Below are 17,386 nucleotides of genomic sequence, written 5' to 3'. Positions count from 1 at the left end.
GCCAGCTTTTTTCTGGCACGCAGCTCCAGCATGGCTTCGCCGTAGGCTTCCTGCAGGTCACTGAGCTTCTTCTCATACTGCTGGCGCACATCGAGCGGATTGGTACGCAAGGCATTCTCCATGCCACGTTTGCCTTCTTCCACCCATTGCTCCAGCTCTGAAGGCTGCAGGTCAAAGGCACGGCTGGCCTCTGCCACCGTAGTCTTGCCCTGGATGATCTCCAGGACCAAGGCCGTTTTACGCTTGGCCGTCCAGCGCTTGATATCGTCTTCCATCAGGGTACTCATCGTCGTTTCCTTCAACAATAACACCTGTGCAGGAATTCAGTGGGTCAATACAAAGCGGGCGACGCTTTTTGCATTCCTGGAGAGGGGATGGCGTCTCGTTTGTGCCGTATGACTGCAAGAGCTCCCCTGAGCTACCGATAAATTCACGGTAGTTGTCAGTTCTCTCGGTTTATAGTCGTAGCGAGCCTGCAAAAAGAACAAGGGCCTGATTCTTTGCAGAATCAGGCCCTTGGTTTTATGGTCGGCGTGGCGGGATTCGAACTCGCGACCCCTTGCACCCCATGCAAGTGCGCTACCAGGCTGCGCCACACGCCGAGAACATCAATTATATGCTGATTTTTGGTGTTTTGAAAAGACGTCGAAAATTTTCTGTCGTTGGGGAGAAGGGCGGGCTTGGGGGGAAGTTTTCCGTGTTCCGTCTGACACTAGGCGGTCAGCCCACAGCCTCACGCCAGGAACGACAGAATCGCCTGCAATTCGCGGCGCAGGCTGGCTACATCCGCAATCGGCTCGCTATCAGTAGTGTTGCTGACCGGAATCGCCTCGCTGCCAGCAGTCGCGGTCGCAGGTGCCACGCCAGCGCCATCAATGGCAACTGCAGTGGCGGAGCCATTGGTCTCAGCAGCAGCCGCTCCCGCCTTGCCCTTGTTCATCTCCAGCTGGTGCCGCGCACCGCTGATGGTGAATCCCTGCTCATAGAGCAGATCGCGGATGCGGCGCACCATCAGCACTTCGTGGTGCTGGTAGTAGCGGCGGTTGCCGCGGCGCTTCATGGGGTTGAGCTGGGTAAATTCCTGCTCCCAATAACGCAGCACGTGCGGTTTGACACCGCAGAGCTCGGCGACTTCCCCGATGGTGAAGTAGCGTTTGGCAGGAATGGCGGGAAGATTCGGAGTGGGGGTGCTCATGGCAACAGCAATACACGCAGCGACTCAGGTGCTGCAAACCCATAGCATATCCTAAAGTTGCGCCTGTTTGTGAAGGTGGGGTTTCAAAAACAGCGCTTAGAGGATGATTCTGCAGTGTTTTTTCAATCTGCGCCCCAAGTCTGACCAAGCATTGCGCAGAGGATGGGCAGACAGGCACGAACCGGAATACTTCAAGTGATTTCTTAGTTATGACGCATCGCGGCACGAAAAATTCTCAGAAGCCACATGAAAAAAGGACCGCAAGCGCGGTCCCTGTAAGGGAAAATTGAGCCGGCGAAGAAATCACTCTTCTTCAGCCGCTCCCTCGTCCCCTTGCACGATCGCCTTCAGCTTGTGGCTCGCATGAAAAGTCACCACACGGCGGGCCTCGATCGAGATCAGTTCGCCCGTACGCGGGTTGCGGCCCGGCCGCGGCGACTTGGCGCGCAACTGGAAGTTGCCGAAGCCGGAGATCTTCACATCATTGCCCTTGACCAGTTCCTGCGCGATCAGGTCGAAGAAGGCGTCGACCATGTCCTTGGCCTCGCGTTTGTTCAGGCCGATGTTGTCGAACAGCTTCTCGGCCAGCTGGGCCTTGGTCAGCGTCGGGGTTTCGAGGGAGTCGAGTGCAATTTCCATGACTGTCCTGTGCTTTCAGTTCCGGTGATTCTCGCAGAAATGATGCCAACTTAGCCGCGCAGGCGGGCACCGACGCTGCTGGCCAGCTGCTGCAGCACAGCCTGGCGGGCGGTTTCCAGCGATTCGTCGGTGTGCGCAGCGGCCTCGTTCAGGAACTGCAGGCGGATCGCCACGCTCTTCTCGTCGGCGGCCAGCCAGTCGGCCTGGCTGTTCTTGCCGGCGCGGAACACATCGAACACCACGGCGCTGCGCAGCGTGCCCTGCGTGGGCGCTGCCATGGCGGCAGCCAGCAGCGCATCATGCGTCACCGATTCCTTCACGATCACGGCAATGTCACGCTCGGCCGCCTGGTATTTGGAGACGGAAGCAAACTTCGGCAGCGGACGCTGCAGCACGGCTTCCCAGTCCAGTTCAAACACCACCGGCGCCTGCGGTAGCTCATAGGCCTGGCGCCAGCGCGGATGCAGTTCGCCGACAAAGCCGATCGCCTTGCCATCCACCAGCACGCGCGCGCAGCGGCCCGGATGCAGGGCAGGGTGCTCGGCCGGCTCGAAAGTGGCACGCAGCGGCGCCAGCAGCGCTTCCACGTCGCCTTTCACGTCGTAGAAATCGACTGCGCTGTCCTTGCTGCTCCACTGCAGCGCCTGCACCGGGCCATAGGCCATGCCGGCCACGCGCGTGGGCTGGGCAAAACCGGCCACCGTGCTGTCGCTTTCCACCACGGAGTCGTCACGCAGGAACACCGCGCCCACTTCAAACACGCGCACGCGGCTGGCCTTGCGGTCCAGGTTGAACTTCACCACGTTCAGCAGCGAGCCGATCAGCGAGGAGCGCATCACGCTCATCTGGCTGGCGATCGGGTTCATCAGCCTGATCGGGCTGGTGTTGCCCGCCAGCTCGTTCTCCCAGCGTTCTTCCACGAAGCTGTAGTTGATGGTTTCCTGATAGCCCAGGCCGGCCAGCTGGCGGCGCACGGCATAGGGGTTGCGCTCGGTTTCGCGGCGCAGCTTGGGCGTGATGGGCGCCTGCGGCGGCGTAGTCGGCAGCTTTTCGTAGCCGATCACGCGGATCACTTCCTCGATCAGGTCCTCTTCCAGCTGCAGGTCGAAGCGGTAGGTGGGCGGCGTCACGGTAATCACGCCATTGCTGGCCGTGGTGGGCAGGCCCAGGCCCAGCAGTGCCTGCAGGCACTGCTGCTCGGTCACCGGCATGCCGATCACCTTGCAGGCACGTTCCACGCGCAGCGTCACCGGCTGCGGTTGCGGCATATGGGGCTGCACGTCGCTGGACGGGCCGGCCTGGCCGCCGCAGATCTCCAGAATCAGCTGGCTGATGCGCTCGACCACCTGCAGCGTGCGTGCCGGATCCACGCCGCGCTCGTAGCGGTGACCGGCATCGGTGCTGAAGTTATAGCGGCGCGAACGGCCGGCCACGGCCTTGGGCCACCAGAAAGCGACCTCGACATACACATTCTTCGTGTCATCGCTCACCGAAGTGGCATCGCCACCCATGATGCCGGCCAGCGATTCCACTTCCTTGTCGTCGGCGATGACGCCCACGGTGTCGTCCAGCGTCACGGTATTGCCGTTGAGCAGCTTGAGCTGTTCACCTGGCTTGCCCCAGCGCACGTGCAGGGCAGAGCCGGCAATCTTGTCGGCATCGAAGATATGAGAGGGCTGGCCCAGCTCGAACATCACGTAGTTGGAGATGTCCACCAGGGCAGACACGCTGCGCTGGCCGCAGCGCGCCAGACGGTCCACCATCCAGGCGGGCGTCTTCGCATCGGTATTCACGCCGGTGATCACGCGGCCGCTGAAGCGCCCGCACAGATCGGGCGCCTGCACGTCCACCTGCACCTGCGCGCTGGCCGTCACCGGCACCTGCGCTTCGGGCAGGGCCTGCAGCGGCGCGCCGGTCAGGGCCGACACTTCGCGCGCCACGCCGTACACGCTCAGGCAGTGCGCCAGGTTGGGCGTGAGCTTGAGGGTGAACAGGGTGTCGTCCAGATCCAGGTGTTCGCGAATGTTCTGGCCAATCGGCGCATCAGCTGCCAGTTCCAGCAGGCCGCCGTGGTCTTCGGACAGCTGCAGTTCGCGTGCCGAGCACAGCATGCCGTAGCTCTCCACGCCACGCAGCTTGCCCACCTTGATCTTGAAGGGCTTGCCATCCTCGCCGGGCGGCAATTCGGCGCCCACCAGCGCGCAGGGCACACGGATGCCGACGCGGGCGTTCGGTGCGCCGCATACGATCTGCAGCAGCTCCGGCTGGCCGACATCCACCTTGCACACGCGCAGGCGGTCGGCATCGGGGTGCTGTTCGGCTTCCTTGATCTCGCCGATCACGATGGAGGAGAAGGGCGGCGCCACGGGCGACAGCTCTTCCACTTCCAGGCCGGCCATGGTCAGGGTATCGGCCAGTTGCTGGGTGGTGAGCGAAGGGTTGCAGAAGCTGCGGAGCCAGGATTCGGGAAATTGCATGGTGTTCTCGGAAAATTCGGGGGACGTTCGGACAACGGGGCTTGGCAGGCGGCGCACCGGGCGCCGCTGCCGGTATCAGCGGAACTGGCTGAGGAAGCGCACGTCGCCGTCAAAGAACAGGCGCAGATCGTTCACGCCATAGCGCAGCATGGTGAAACGGTCCAGGCCCATGCCGAAGGCAAAGCCGATGTACTGTTCGGGGTCCAGCCCCATGTTGCGCACCACGTTGGGGTGCGTCTGGCCGCTGCCGGCCACTTCCAGCCACTTGCCGGCCAGCGGGCCGCTCTGGAACTGGATGTCGATCTCGGCGCTGGGCTCGGTGAACGGGAAGAAGCTCGGGCGGAAGCGCAGCACCAGGTCATCGCTCTCGAAAAAGGTGCGGCAGAAGTCGGTGAACACCACCTTCAGGTCCTTGAAGCTGATGTTCTGGCCGATCCAGAGGCCTTCGCACTGGTGGAACATGGGAGAGTGCGTGGCATCGCTGTCCACGCGGTAGGTGCGGCCGGGGGCGATCACGCGGATCTCGGGCATGGTCTGGCCGGCATCCAGCAGGCCGCGGTGGCGTTTCACATGCTGCACGGCATGGCGGATCTGCATCGGGCTGGTGTGTGTGCGCAGCAGGTTGGGAGCCTTTTCGTTGCCGCCTTCCACATAGAAGGTGTCGTGCATGGAGCGGGCCGGATGGTCTTCGGGCGTGTTCAGCGCGGTGAAGTTGAACCAGTCGGATTCGATCTCGGGGCCGCGCGCCACTTCAAAGCCCATGGAGCCGAAGATGGACTCGATACGCTCCAGTGTCAGCGTGACCGGGTGCAGGCCGCCGGCACCGCGTGTGCGGCCGGGCAGCGTCACGTCCAGCGCTTCGGCTTGCAGCTGCGCCTGCAGCTCGGCTTCGGCCAGGGCGTTGCGGCGTGCCGTCAGCGCGGCCTCGATCGCCTGCTTGGCCTGGTTGATGGCTGCGCCACGGGTTTTCTTTTCTTCCACCGACAGCTTGGCCATGCCCTTCATCAGCTCGGTGATCTGGCCGGCCTTGCCCAGGAAACGCGCCTTGGCGTTTTCCAGGTCGTTCGGGGTGGCGGCTTCGGCAAAACTCTGCTGCGCGCTGGCAACAATGGCGTCCAGGTCGTTCATGGTGGCAATCGGAGAAAAAGGGCGTCAACAGGCTTCAGGCGCCTGCTGGCGGTTCAACAACAGGGAGGATGCAGCCGTGAGGCTGCGCCAGCCACCGGCAGATCGGGCTGCCGGATCAGGCGGCATGCGTCAGGGCGGCAACCGGAAAGAGGGCGCTGCACTGGCGGATGCCATCTGGAGAAGTCTAAAGAAAAAGGGCTGGCACTTTGCAGAACCAGCCCTTGTTTCTTGGCTCGGAACCCCGGTGGTCGTGTTGAGGCAACAGTGACGGAGAGGGTTCCTCGTGCAATCAGGCGGCCAGCTTGGCTTTGACCTGGTTGACGATGGCTGCAAAAGCGGCTTCGTCATGCACGGCGATGTCGGCCAGCACCTTGCGGTCCAGACCGATGGCAGCCTTGTTCAGACCATTGATGAACTGGCTGTAAGTCAGGCCATTGGCACGGGCTGCGGCGTTGATACGCGCGATCCACAGCTGGCGGAACACGCGCTTCTTGGTACGGCGGTCACGGTAGGCATACTGGCCAGCCTTCATGACGGCCTGTTTGGCTACGCGGTAGACGTTACCACGACGACCACGGAAACCTTTTGCAAGGGCGAGAACTTTCTTGTGACGGGCACGTGCCGTTACACCACGTTTGACGCGAGGCATTATCTATCTCCTTGTTCGTCGGTTAATTACAGGCCTTGCTTGGGCAGCATCTGTGCCATGTGACCCATGTTGGTCTCATGCACGTTCACTGCACCGCGCAGATGGCGCTTGTTCTTGGTGGTTTTCTTGGTCAGGATGTGGCGCTTGAAAGCCTGGCCACGCTTGACGCTGCCACCGGGACGAACGCGGAAACGTTTTTTCGCGCTGCTCTTGGTCTTCATCTTGGGCATTGGAATGCTCCTTTTTTGTTGTGCTCGTGAGGCGGAATGCCACCTTGGCATCCTCTTGCTGGCCCCGAGCCACTTGTTTTGCCCCGGCACGGATGCCGCGGCAGTGCTGAAGGCAGGGCGCTTGCGCGTCCTGCCTTCGAACCTTGTTCAGGAATTTACTGCTGGCCTTCTTCGGCAGCAGTTGCCGCCGGCTTGGCTGCAGCCGGCTTCTTGCGGCCGGGGGCGATCATCATGATCATCTGGCGGCCTTCCAGTTTGGGGAAGGACTCGACCGTGATGCTGTCACCCAGTTCATCGCGAATGCGCTGGAGCAGGGCCATGCCGATCTCCTGGTGCGTAATCTCGCGGCCGCGGAAGCGAAGCGTGATTTTACACTTGTCGCCGTCTTCCAGGAAGCGGCGGATGTTGCGCATCTTGATGTTGTAATCGCCGTCGTCGGTACCGGGGCGGAACTTGACTTCCTTGACCTCGATGACCTTCTGCTTGGCCTTGGCCTCGGCTGCCTTCTTCTGCTCCTGGTACTTGAACTTGCCGTAGTCCATCAGGCGGCAGACCGGCGGGTTGGCCATGGCGGCAATCTCGACCAGATCCACGTCCAGATCGCCTGCCATGCGCAGGGCTTCCTGGATGCTGACGATGCCCAGGGGCTCGTTGTCGGGACCCGACAGACGCACTTCGGGGGCATTGATTTCACGGTTCAGGCGATGCTTGCGCTCTTCACGGTGACGGCGATCACGGTATTCGGTAGCTATGGTAAATCCTTTCGATGTCTCTCTTTTGACGCCAGAAAGGCGGCTGGCCTTTCACTAGGTGAAAGGCCAGCCGCCGAGCGGTCAGGCCTGTTCCGGTGCGGGGACTGCGGACTTGCGGGCGATGTCGTCCTGCAGCAGCTTGGCGAAGCTGTCTACCGACATCACGCCGAGATCCTGATTGCCTCTGGCGCGTACCGCCACGTTGCCATTTTCCTTCTCCTTGTCTCCCACGACGAGGATGTACGGCAGTTTTTGCGTGGCGTGACTACGTATTTTATAGGTAATCTTGTCGTTGTGCAGGTCTGTGATGACCCTGACACCCTGATTCCGCAGCGTCTGAGCCACGTTTTGCGCATATTCGGCCTGTGCATCGGTGATATTGAGCACGGCCACCTGCACCGGAGCGAGCCAGGCGGGCAGTGCGCCCGCGTACTGTTCGATCAGGATGCCGATGAAACGTTCCATGCTGCCGACAATGGCACGGTGCAGCATCACCGGGCGGTGGCGGTTGCCGTCCTCGCCTACGTATTCGGCATCCAGGCGCTCCGGCATGGAAAAGTCCACCTGGATGGTGCCGCACTGCCATTCACGGCCGATGGCATCCTTGAGCGTGTATTCGATCTTCGGGCCGTAGAAGGCGCCGTCACCGGGGGAGATCACATAGTCGCAGCCGGAGGCTCGCAGGCTTTCCATCAGCGCGTGCTCTGCCTTGTCCCACACCTCATCGGAGCCGATGCGCTGCTCGGGGCGGGTCGAGACCTTGTAGATGATGTTGGTGAAGCCGAAATCGGCGTAGACCTTCTGCAGCAGGGTGGTGAAGGCGCTGCATTCGGACAGGATCTGGTCTTCGGTACAGAAGATGTGGCCATCGTCCTGGGTGAAGGCGCGTACGCGCATGATGCCGTGCAGGCCGCCGCTGGGCTCGTTACGGTGGCACTGGCCAAATTCGCCGTAGCGCAGCGGCAGGTCGCGGTAGCTGCGCACACCCTGCTTGTAGATCAGGATGTGGCCGGGGCAGTTCATGGGTTTCAGGGCATAGTCGCGCTTTTCACTCTCGGTGGTGAACATGTTCTCGCGGTACTTGTCCCAGTGGCCGGTTTTTTCCCACAGGCCCTTGTCGAGCAGCTGCGGGCCTTTCACTTCCTGGTAGCCGTTGTCGCGGTAGACATTGCGCATGTACTGCTCCACCTGCTGCCAGATGGTCCAGCCCTTGGGGTGCCAGAACACGGTGCCGGGAGAGTGCTCGTCGATGTGGAACAGGTCGAGTTCGCGTGCCAGCTTGCGGTGGTCGCGCTTTTCGGCTTCTTCCAGCATGTGCAGGTACTGCTTGAGCTCGTCCTTGCTGGCCCAGGCCGTGCCGTAGATGCGCTGCAGCATTTCATTTTTGCTGTCGCCACGCCAGTAGGCGCCGGCCACCTTCATCAGCTTGAAGTGCTTGAGCTTGCCGGTGCTGGGCACGTGCGGGCCGCGGCACAGATCCTCGAAGGCGCCTTCGCGGTAGAGCGACACGTCCTCGTTGCTGGGAATGCTGGCGATGATCTCGGCCTTGTAGTTCTCGCCCAGACCCTTGAAGTAGGCAACAGCTTCGTCACGCGGCAGCACGCGGCGCACCACGGGCTCGTCCTTGTTGGACAGCTCGGTCATCTTCTTTTCGATGGCGGCCAGGTCTTCGGGCGTGAAGGGGCGCTTGTACGAGAAGTCGTAGTAGAAGCCGTTGTCGATCACCGGGCCGATGGTGACCTGCGCATCCGGGAACAGTTCCTTGACGGCGTAGGCCAGCAGGTGGGCGGTGGAGTGGCGGATCAGTTCCAGGCCGTCGGCGTCCTTTGCGGTGATGATGGCCAGCGGGGCATCCTGCTCGATCAGGTAGCTGGTGTCGACGAGCTTGCCGTCCACCTTGCCGCCCAGGGCAGCCTTGGCCAGGCCGCTGCCGATGCTGGCGGCCACGTCGGCCACGGTGGGGGCCTGTTCAAAACTGCGTTGCGAGCCGTCGGGGAGGGTGATGGTAATCATGGTGCTGCGGAAATTAGGAGACAACAAAAAAGCGCGGACAGTGGCCGCGCTTTGCTCGAAGTGCCTGGAAAACGAATCAGGCGGACGTGCCAGCAAGCAGCGGCGCGACACCTGTGGAGGTGCCGGTACAGGAAGAGGGCGTAGTTCGCGGTGTCATAACCCGTGCTGCCTTTCTCGCTCTTGGCTGTGTGGTCAATGCATATGCAGGAAAACCCCATTTTACCCCGTGTGCACGCAAGCGTCGTGTCTCTGCGGAATTTAGTGCTTTTGCCTGTGGGCGCAGCGGCACACCCTGCGGGGCAAGCTCCGGTACACTTGGACGACGTCCGGCGGTTTGATCGCCCGGCGATGCCCGGTGGCCCGGCCGCCGGTGGACAAGACAATTTGCAGAGAAATCCTATGGCACATTACGACCGCCCCTTTGAGATTCATGTGCACGGCGAGGTCTCTTTGCATCCCGACGTGAAAGTGGGCGACGTGCAGGAAGCACTCAAGCCCCTGTGGCAGTATGCCGGCGCCCGCTCGCTGGCCGAAGGCTCCATCAGCGCCTACGAGGAAGAGCCCGGCCTGCAGTTCGACCATCGCCAGCATCTGCTGCGCATGTGCTGGACCGTGCGCGGCGATGAGGACTTCCGCCGCAACATCGACGACATGTGCATGAACCTGAACGAGCTTGCCAGCACCGGCGCGCCGATCGAGGTCACCTTCTACGATGCTGAATACGATGAGGAAGATGAAGAAATGCGCGAGGAGGATTCGCGCGACGACTTCATGATCGTGTTCGTCGGCCCCACGCCTGCGGCCATCATGCAGGTGCAGCGCGACCTGCTGGTGCAGGACGTGATTGCCCTGATGGAGCGCCATTTCGATGCGTCCGAGCTGACCGGCGTGGTGGGCGAGGTCGACAAGCTGTTCACCCAGCGTTTCGATGCGCTGGTGGAATCGCTGGAGATCGGCAAGCCGCCACGTGGCAGCGGCAATGGCGGCCATCGCGGGCGCAACAAGCCGCGGCATCTGCATTGAATCGCCTGCCACGGAGGCTGGCAGTGCATCAGGCCTGGCGCCTGCTTGTGCTGCCTGGCTGAGGAGGCGCGCCGGGCGCAAGTGTGCGTCCCGCGTGCGCCTTCATGCGCTGTCACACAGCTCAGGCAGACTCTGGGCTTCCTCCCGCTCTCTCTGCACCCACTCATGAACCTGCTGCCTGATTCTGCCCTCAATCCCGGCGTGCGCCGCCGCGAGGTGTTCGGCTGGGCGATGTATGACTTCGCCAACTCCGGCTACACCACGGTGGTGTTGACCGCGGTGTTCTCTGCCTATTTCGTGGCGGGGATTGCCGGCAAGGCCGACTGGGCGACCCTGGCCTGGACACTGGCCCTGGGCATCTCCAATGCAGTGGTGATGCTGCTCATGCCGGCCATCGGCGCCTGGGCGGATGCGCATGCACAGAAGAAGCGCCTGCTGATGCTGACTACCACGGGCTGCGTGCTCGCGACCGCGGCACTGGCGCTGGCGCAGCCGGGCATGGTGGCGCTGGCCTTGCTCCTGATTGTTGTCTCCAACATCTTCTACAGTTTTGGAGAGTCGCTGACGGCATCCTTCCTGCCCGAACTGGCGCAGCCCGAAGCCATGGGGCGCGTGAGTGGCCTGGGCTGGGGCTTTGGCTATCTTGGGGGCATGCTGACGCTGGGGCTGTGCCTGGCTTATGTGCTTTGGGCGCAGCAGCAGGGAGAGCCTGCCTCGCGCTTTGTGCCCGTCACCATGCTGCTGACGGCGGTGATGTATGGCTTGCCGGCGGTCGTGACTTTCCTCCTGCTGCGCGAGCGTGCCAGGCCGCCGGGCGCGGGCGTGCAACCCGCCGTGACGGTGGGCAATGCCTTGCGGCATCTGCGGCAGACCTATCAGCAGGCAGCGCACTTGCCGGATTTGCGTCTGCTGCTGGGCAGCACCGTCTGCTATCAGGCCGGTGTGGCGGTGGCCATTGCGCTGGCGGCCATTTATGCAGAGCAGGTGATTGGTTTCGCGCCGCAGGAAACCATGGTGCTGATTCTGGTGCTCAATCTGGCAGCGGCGCTGGGGGCACTGGCGTTCGGCTATGTGCAGGACCGTATCGGCCACCGGCTGGCCTTGTCGCTGACGCTGGTCGGCTGGGTTGCCGTGTGCGTGATCGCTGCGCTGGCGCAGAACAAGGCGCAGTTCTGGGTGGCAGCCACCATTGCCGGCCTGTGCATGGGCAGCAGCCAGTCGGCGGGCCGGGCCATGGTCGGGCTGTTTGCGCCACCGCGGCAACTGGCGGAATTCTTCGGGCTGTGGACCACGGCCACACGCATTGCCAGCATCATCGGCCCCATCAGCTATGGAATGATCACCTGGCTGGCCGGCGGCAACCAGCGCATTGCCATCGTGGCGTGCAGCGCCTTCTTCGTGGCGGGGATGCTGTTTTTGTGGCCGATGCGGGTGCAGCGCGGGCGTGCTGCCGCACTGGCATCGGTTCAGGGCGCTTCGGCGTAGTTGCTCAGCAGCTGCGCGCTGGCACGCGGCAGGTGCAGCCACTGGCGGGCGGCCTGTTCCAGCCGTCTGGGTGCAGCGGTGCACAGTAGTTCCAGATGGCCATGGTGCAAGACCGAGTGCTCCAGGGTTTCCGGGCGCAGCAGATGTGCGCTCTCCAGCAGCCGCGCGGTCTGGCGGGCAACGGGCTCGCCGGGTTCGATCAGGCGCACGCCGGGACCGACCAGCGGACGCAGCACGTCTGCCGCAAAGGGGTAATGGGTGCAGCCGAGCACCAGGGTGTCGATGCCGTTGATCGCATCATCCTGCACAAAGCTTCCCAGGGCCTGCACATAGCGGCGGCACAGGCTTTCTACGGTTTCGCCGTCAGGGTTGGCCTGATTTTCCAGCGCATTCTCGATGGCCAGTGCCAGTCCGTTGCAGGCCTGGATGTGCATCTGGCGGTCGCCCGACCATTCCTGCACCAGCCGCTGGAAACGCTGGCTCTGCACGGTGGCGTGGGTCGCCATGATGCCGATATGGCCCGTCAGGGTCAGCGCTGCGGCAGGCTTGATGGCGGGCTCGATGCCGACGATGGGCAGAGCAGGGTAGGCTTCGCGGATGGCATGCACTGCCTGTGCTGTGGCGGTATTGCAGGCCACCACCAGCAGCTTGATGGCGTGGGTATCGACCAGGTGGCGCGTGATGGCCAGGCTGCGCTGCTGGATCTCTTCCGTGCTGCGCTCGCCGTAGGGCGCCCAGGCCGTGTCTGCCAGATAGACGAAGTCTTCCTGCGGCAGCAGGCGCAGCAACTGGCGCAGCACGCTCAACCCGCCCACGCCACTGTCGAAAACGCCAATGGGACGGGAGGCAAGTGCGGAATCGGGCTGCATGGTCTATCGGTCTGGGCTGGCGGAGCAAACACTTCACTCCGCGATGGAAGCATGATGCCTGAAATGGAGGCAGGCCAAGCGCAGGCGGGTGGGCGCAGGCGACAAAAAAGCCGCCGCATGGATGCGTGCAGAAAATCCGGAGAGGATTTTCACGCGCGCCTCATGCTGGCGGCCTGGCGGTGGGAGCTGCCTCGGGCAACTCCCTTCAGGAGCCTCAGGCAGCCGTGATGTCGATGCCCTTGAACTCGCCGCTGGCGATGCGCTTTTCCCACTCGGCGGGGCCGGTGATGTGGGCGCTGGTGCCGCCGGCATCGACGGCCACGGTCACGGGCATGTCGACCACGTCGAATTCGTAGATGGCTTCCATGCCCAGGTCCTCGAAGCCGACCACCTTGGCCGCCTTGATCGCCTTGGACACCAGATAGGCAGCACCCCCCACGGCCATCAGGTAAGCCGATTTGTGGTTCTTGATGGATTCGATGGCCACCGGGCCGCGCTCGGCCTTGCCGACCATGGCGATCAGGCCGGTCTGCTCCAGCATCATGTCGGTGAATTTGTCCATGCGGGTGGCGGTGGTCGGGCCGGCCGGGCCCACCACTTCGTCGCCCACCGGATCAACCGGGCCCACGTAGTAGATCACGCGGTTGGTGAAATCGACCGGCAGCTTCTCGCCCTTGGCCAGCATGTCCTGGATGCGCTTGTGGGCGGCATCGCGGCCGGTCAGCATCTTGCCGTTCAGCAGCAGGGTCTGGCCGGGTTTCCAGCTGGCCACTTCTTCCTTGGTCAGGGTGTTGAGGTCAACGCGCTTGCTGGTTTCGGTGTTGGGCGTCCAGTCGACCTTGGGCCATAGGTCCAGGCTCGGGGGATCCATGTAGACCGGGCCGCTGCCGTCCATCACGAAGTGGGCGTGGCGGGTGGCGGCGCAGTTCGGGATCATGGCAACCGGCTTGGAAGCGGCGTGCGTGGGGTACATGTTGATCTTCACGTCCAGCACGGTGGTCAGGCCGCCCAGGCCCTGTGCGCCGATGCCCAAGGCGTTGACCTTCTCGAACAGCTCCAGGCGCAGCTTCTCGACGTCGGACAGCTCGCCACCCTTGGCAGCCTTTTCCTGCAGCTCGTACATGTCCAGGTCTTCCATCAGCGACTGCTTGGCCATCAGCATGGCTTTTTCGGCAGTGCCGCCAATACCGATGCCCAGCATGCCGGGCGGGCACCAGCCGGCGCCCATCTGCGGCACGGTCTTGAGCACCCAGTCCACCAGGTTGTCGCTGGGGTTGAGCATGACGAACTTGGTCTTGTTTTCGGAGCCGCCGCCCTTGGCTGCCACGGTCACGTCCAGCTTGTTGCCGGGCACCAGCTCGACATGGATCACGGCGGGGGTGTTGTCCTTGGTGTTCTTGCGGGCGAACTGCGGATCGGCCACGACGGAGGCGCGCAGGCGGTTGTCGGGGTTGTTGTAGCCGCGGCGCACGCCTTCGTTGATGGCGTCATCCAGCGAACCGGTCAGACCCTCGAAGCGCACGTCCATGCCCACTTTCAGGAACACGTTGACGATGCCGGTGTCCTGGCAGATCGGACGGTGGCCGGTGGCGCTCATCTTGCTGTTAGTCAGGATCTGCGCCATGGCGTCCTTGGCAGCGGGGCTCTGCTCGCGCTCGTAGGCGCGCGCGAGATGCTGGATGTAGTCGGCCGGGTGGTAGAAGCTGATGTACTGCAGCGCCGCAGCAATCGATTCGATCAGGTCATCCTGCTTGATGATGGTGGTCATGGGTGTTCCTTGGGTCTGTTCAAGTAATGGCAATGCCTCACTGGCCGACTGCGCCAGCGTTTTGCAGGCGTTATTGTGCCTTGTCTGGCTGACGTCTTGCTAACTGCAGGGGCAAGGGCTTGCCGCCAGCCGCGCCACAAGGAAAAACGGCTGCGTGGTGACGCAGCCGTTGGTGGAGCGGTGTGCCTTGTCAGGCAGCCGGGCCTTCGCCGGGGCGGCCCAGCCACTTGCCGAGGATGCGCTTGCGCGTAGGGGTTTCGAGCGGCAGCTCCAGGGACTGGGCTGGTGGCAGCAGTTCGGCCAGACCGGATTCGCGCAGCACGCGCACGCAGTCGCGGATGTGCTGCTCGCCCAGATAGCGCAGGGCGGTGTAGCCCAGCGCGGCAGCAGCCACCTGGCCGGCCAGCGGCACATACTTGACGGCCTGCTTGGTCGTCAGGCGCATGCCGACCATGCGGGCGGCACGCAGCACCAGATCCTTGGTCACCAGCCGGCCCACCATGACTGCGCCCACTGCGGCAATCGCCTTCTGGATGCGCGCCTGCTTCTGCGGGTCGAGGCGGGCGATCTGGGCCTGTGTCAGGCCGAACTCCTGATTGATCTGCGGAATCACCTTGGTCATCAAGGAGGCATCGACCAGCCAATCCACGCCCGGAATCGGCACCATGCTGGTGACGGCACCAGTCACGGCCTTCTTGTGCAACAGCTTGCGCGAGCGTGCAACGGCAGCTTCCAGACGGGGATCTCCCTGGGCCATGTCCATGGCATTCATGTGCGTTCTCCTTGTTGTGGTGACAACGCCGCGCAAGCGGCAATCCAATATGCGGGGACGCTGTCGCGGCTTCAATGCCTTGCGACGCGCCTGATTGTTACGGCTTGCATCCGTGGCGACAAGCGGCGCGGCTTGTGCTTTTGCGGCAGAAGCGGAACTGCGTCACGGATGCTGCATTCCAGTGCAGTCACCGGCGCTGGTTACACTGGCAGTTTGCCCACGAACGGAAGTCGATTGCCATGCGTGCCCTAGCCATCCATGCCGGACCCGCCGCGCTGCGCCACGTGCAGCAGCATGGCCTGTTGCCGCAGCACATCGGCGTGATTCCGGCGGCAGCTGGCGGGCCCAAGGGGCTGATGCTGCTGCGCATGGACCAGTTCCTGTTTGGCGACTGGCTGACGCGCAGTAGTCAGCCGGTGCATCTGGTGGGGGCATCCATCGGTGCCTGGCGCATGGCGACGGCCTGTCTGCCGGATGCGGTCAGCGCGTTTCAGTTGCTGGAGCACAACTACATCCATGAGGAGTTCAAGACCCGCAACGATGGCCGGCGCAAGCGTCTGCCGCCGCCGGCGGAAGTGAGTGCGGCCTTTGCACGGAATCTGCAGCAGTTCTACGGCGGCAGGGTGGAGCAGGTGCTGGCGCATCCGCGCTACCGGTTGCATGTGGTCGCTGCCCGTGGGCGGCGCCTGCTGGCGCGTGAGCGGGCAGGGCGCAGCCATCTGGGCTATCTGGCCGCTTATGGCAGCAATGCCTGGAGTCGCAACTCGCTGTCGCACTGGCTGGACCGGGTGGTGTTTTCCTCGCCACGCCCGCCCGCGGGTGATATCAGTCCGATGCCGTTCGACGCTGGAGACTTCCGCACGCATCAGGTGGAACTCACCCAGGCCAACTTCATGCCGGCCTTGCAGGCCAGTGGCTCGATTCCCTTCGTGCTGGAAGCCGTGCATGATATTCCAGGCGCTCCTGCGGGAGCCTACTGGGATGGCGGCATTACCGATTACCACCTGCATCTGCGTTACCTGAAGGGACAGTCCCCAGTGCAGCCGGCGGGCGATGGCACAGCAAGCATCGTGCTGTATCCACACTTCCAGCAGGCAGTGGTGCCGGGCTGGCTCGACAAATCCCTGCGCTGGCGCCACGCCAGCACCGATGCGCTGGACCACATGCTGCTGCTCGCACCGAATCCCGAATGGGTGCGCCAGCTGCCCAACGGGAAACTGCCCGACCGCAACGACTTCCGTCGCTATATCGATGACCACGCCGGTCGTGTGCGCGTATGGTCGCAAGCCGTGGCGGCCAGCCAGCAGCTGGTGGAGGAGTTTGCCGAATGGCTGGAGCATCCCGATCCTGCGCGCATCCAGCCACTATGATGGTTGCCTGATTTTTCCCGATTCCCATGCACCTGCCCGACCCTCACATCCAGCCCGAAGCCTGGCGCCACCTCAAGCCGCACGTCCGCAACCTGCTGCAGCGCATCCACCGAAAGCCGCGCCCGCCCATGGAGTCGCTGCCCGTCGATCTGGCGCGCGAAGCCTATGCCATGGGCTCGCACGTGCTGGAGGTCGAGGCGCCGGCGCTGGCGCGCATCGAGGATCTGCAGATTCCCAATCGTGGCGGCCATCCCATGCCTGCCCGCCTGTACGCTCCGGTGCCGGAAGGGCAGGCCGTGCTGCCGGTGCTGGTGTTCTTCCATGGCGGCGGTTTTGTGGTGGGCAGCGTGGAGACGCATGACACCCTGTGCCGCGTACTGAGCCATCTGAGCGGTTGCGCAGTGCTCTCGGTGGATTACCGTCTGGCGCCGGAACACAAGTTTCCCGCTGCCTTCAACGATGCCTGGGATGCCGTGCTCTGGCTGACCCAGCATGCTGCGGTGCTCGGCCTGGACGAAACACGCATTGCCGTGGGTGGCGACAGCGCCGGCGGTACGCTGGCTGCAGGCTGTGCCGTGCAGGCAGCGCAGGAAGGCGTGCCGCTGCGCCTGCAGCTGCTGTTCTATCCCGGCATGCAGGCGGAGCCGCTGACGCCCTCGCGCAAGCTCTACGCCGAGGGCTTCCTGCTTACCGAGCCGCAGATTCAGTGGATGTTCCACAGCTTTGTCGAAGATCCTTCCCAGTTTGCCGACTGGCGCTTTGCGCCCATCCATGCCGACCATGTGGATGGCGTGGCTCCCCTGTGGATCGGCCTGGCAGAGTGCGATCCCATCGTCGATGACAGCCTGCTCTGGGCCGACAAGCTGCGTGCTGCCGGTGTGCCGGTGGAACTGGAGATCTACAACGGCGTGATCCACGAGTTCATCAAGATGGGGCATGCCATCCCCGAAGCGCGTCAGGCGCATGCGGATGCAGCCCGTGCCCTGCGGGCCGCGTTGCAACCCTAGACTATTGCA

The 17,386-nt window shown here is 63.3% G+C and carries 16 protein-coding genes and 1 tRNA gene; 4 read left to right on the top strand and 13 right to left on the bottom strand.

Annotation, left to right across the window (positions count from 1 at the left end):
- From BMW28_RS06465 to thrS, 10 genes are all read right to left on the bottom strand, one after another.
- Nucleotides 1-287, bottom strand: a 287-nt coding sequence (locus BMW28_RS06465) for a DUF1153 domain-containing protein (RefSeq protein WP_091815237.1), incomplete at its 3' end; no start/stop codon positions are given.
- Nucleotides 288-525: 238 nt separating this feature from the next.
- Nucleotides 526-602, bottom strand: a tRNA-Pro gene (locus tag BMW28_RS06460).
- Between the two features lie 131 nt (nucleotides 603-733).
- A complete protein-coding gene (locus tag BMW28_RS06455) occupies nucleotides 734-1,195 on the bottom strand; it encodes a MerR family transcriptional regulator (RefSeq protein ID WP_091815234.1) in 462 nt (153 codons plus the stop codon).
- Between the two features lie 303 nt (nucleotides 1,196-1,498).
- On the bottom strand, nucleotides 1,499-1,834 hold the full coding sequence (locus BMW28_RS06450) for an integration host factor subunit alpha (RefSeq protein ID WP_091815232.1): 336 nt from the start codon (nucleotides 1,832-1,834) through the stop codon (nucleotides 1,499-1,501).
- A 50-nt stretch (nucleotides 1,835-1,884) separates the two neighbouring features.
- Nucleotides 1,885-4,311: a phenylalanine--tRNA ligase subunit beta gene (gene pheT / locus BMW28_RS06445; protein ID WP_091815230.1), complete on the bottom strand. Its 2,427-nt coding sequence runs from the start codon at nucleotides 4,309-4,311 to the stop codon at nucleotides 1,885-1,887.
- Nucleotides 4,312-4,386: 75 nt separating this feature from the next.
- The gene (pheS, locus tag BMW28_RS06440; RefSeq protein WP_091815228.1) at nucleotides 4,387-5,439 is read right to left on the bottom strand and encodes a phenylalanine--tRNA ligase subunit alpha; all 1,053 of its coding nucleotides are present in this window, start codon (nucleotides 5,437-5,439) and stop codon (nucleotides 4,387-4,389) included.
- A 289-nt stretch (nucleotides 5,440-5,728) separates the two neighbouring features.
- Nucleotides 5,729-6,088 (bottom strand): 50S ribosomal protein L20, encoded by a 360-nt coding sequence (rplT, locus tag BMW28_RS06435; protein WP_091815225.1) that lies wholly within the window; start codon nucleotides 6,086-6,088, stop codon nucleotides 5,729-5,731.
- A 26-nt stretch (nucleotides 6,089-6,114) separates the two neighbouring features.
- Nucleotides 6,115-6,318: a 50S ribosomal protein L35 gene (gene rpmI, locus BMW28_RS06430; RefSeq protein WP_091815223.1), complete on the bottom strand. Its 204-nt coding sequence runs from the start codon at nucleotides 6,316-6,318 to the stop codon at nucleotides 6,115-6,117.
- A gap of 155 nt (nucleotides 6,319-6,473) precedes the next feature.
- Entirely contained in the window at nucleotides 6,474-7,070 is a 597-nt protein-coding gene (gene infC / locus BMW28_RS06425; protein ID WP_091815220.1) for a translation initiation factor IF-3, read from the bottom strand.
- 81 nt (nucleotides 7,071-7,151) lie between these two features.
- Entirely contained in the window at nucleotides 7,152-9,083 is a 1,932-nt protein-coding gene (thrS, locus tag BMW28_RS06420; protein ID WP_091815217.1) for a threonine--tRNA ligase, read from the bottom strand.
- 399 nt (nucleotides 9,084-9,482) lie between these two features.
- On the opposite strand from thrS, the gene BMW28_RS06415 reads away from it, so the two are divergent.
- Nucleotides 9,483-10,106, top strand: coding sequence for a DUF6806 family protein (locus tag BMW28_RS06415; protein ID WP_091815214.1), 624 nt, complete (start codon nucleotides 9,483-9,485; stop codon nucleotides 10,104-10,106).
- Between the two features lie 165 nt (nucleotides 10,107-10,271).
- Nucleotides 10,272-11,591 (top strand): MFS transporter, encoded by a 1,320-nt coding sequence (locus tag BMW28_RS06410; protein WP_091815212.1) that lies wholly within the window; start codon nucleotides 10,272-10,274, stop codon nucleotides 11,589-11,591.
- On the opposite strand, the gene murI is transcribed toward BMW28_RS06410, so the two are convergent.
- The 3 genes from murI to BMW28_RS06395 all read right to left on the bottom strand — a co-directional run bounded on the left by murI (nucleotide 11,573) and on the right by BMW28_RS06395 (nucleotide 15,000).
- Nucleotides 11,573-12,460: a glutamate racemase gene (gene murI / locus BMW28_RS06405; protein ID WP_091815210.1), complete on the bottom strand. Its 888-nt coding sequence runs from the start codon at nucleotides 12,458-12,460 to the stop codon at nucleotides 11,573-11,575. The two genes, BMW28_RS06410 and murI, sit on opposite strands and share 19 nt — an antisense overlap.
- A 214-nt stretch (nucleotides 12,461-12,674) precedes the next feature.
- A complete protein-coding gene (locus BMW28_RS06400; protein WP_091815207.1) occupies nucleotides 12,675-14,228 on the bottom strand; it encodes a fumarate hydratase in 1,554 nt (517 codons plus the stop codon).
- A gap of 190 nt (nucleotides 14,229-14,418) precedes the next feature.
- Complete coding sequence (locus tag BMW28_RS06395; RefSeq protein WP_234970006.1) at nucleotides 14,419-15,000, bottom strand: hypothetical protein; 582 nt, start codon at nucleotides 14,998-15,000, stop codon at nucleotides 14,419-14,421.
- A 239-nt stretch (nucleotides 15,001-15,239) separates the two neighbouring features.
- Here BMW28_RS06395 and BMW28_RS06390 point away from each other — a divergent pair, with 239 nt between their 5' ends.
- Both BMW28_RS06390 and BMW28_RS06385 read left to right on the top strand, forming a co-directional pair.
- Complete coding sequence (locus BMW28_RS06390; RefSeq protein ID WP_091815204.1) at nucleotides 15,240-16,370, top strand: phospholipase; 1,131 nt, start codon at nucleotides 15,240-15,242, stop codon at nucleotides 16,368-16,370.
- A gap of 26 nt (nucleotides 16,371-16,396) precedes the next feature.
- On the top strand, nucleotides 16,397-17,377 hold the full coding sequence (locus tag BMW28_RS06385) for an alpha/beta hydrolase (RefSeq protein WP_091815201.1): 981 nt from the start codon (nucleotides 16,397-16,399) through the stop codon (nucleotides 17,375-17,377).
- The last annotated feature ends 9 nt before the right edge of the window (nucleotides 17,378-17,386 follow it).

Source organism: Allobrachymonas denitrificans DSM 15123, assembly GCF_900110225.1.
Lineage (GTDB): Bacteria > Pseudomonadota > Gammaproteobacteria > Burkholderiales > Burkholderiaceae_C > Brachymonas > Brachymonas denitrificans.
This window is presented reverse-complemented; position numbering and strand designations above follow the sequence as displayed.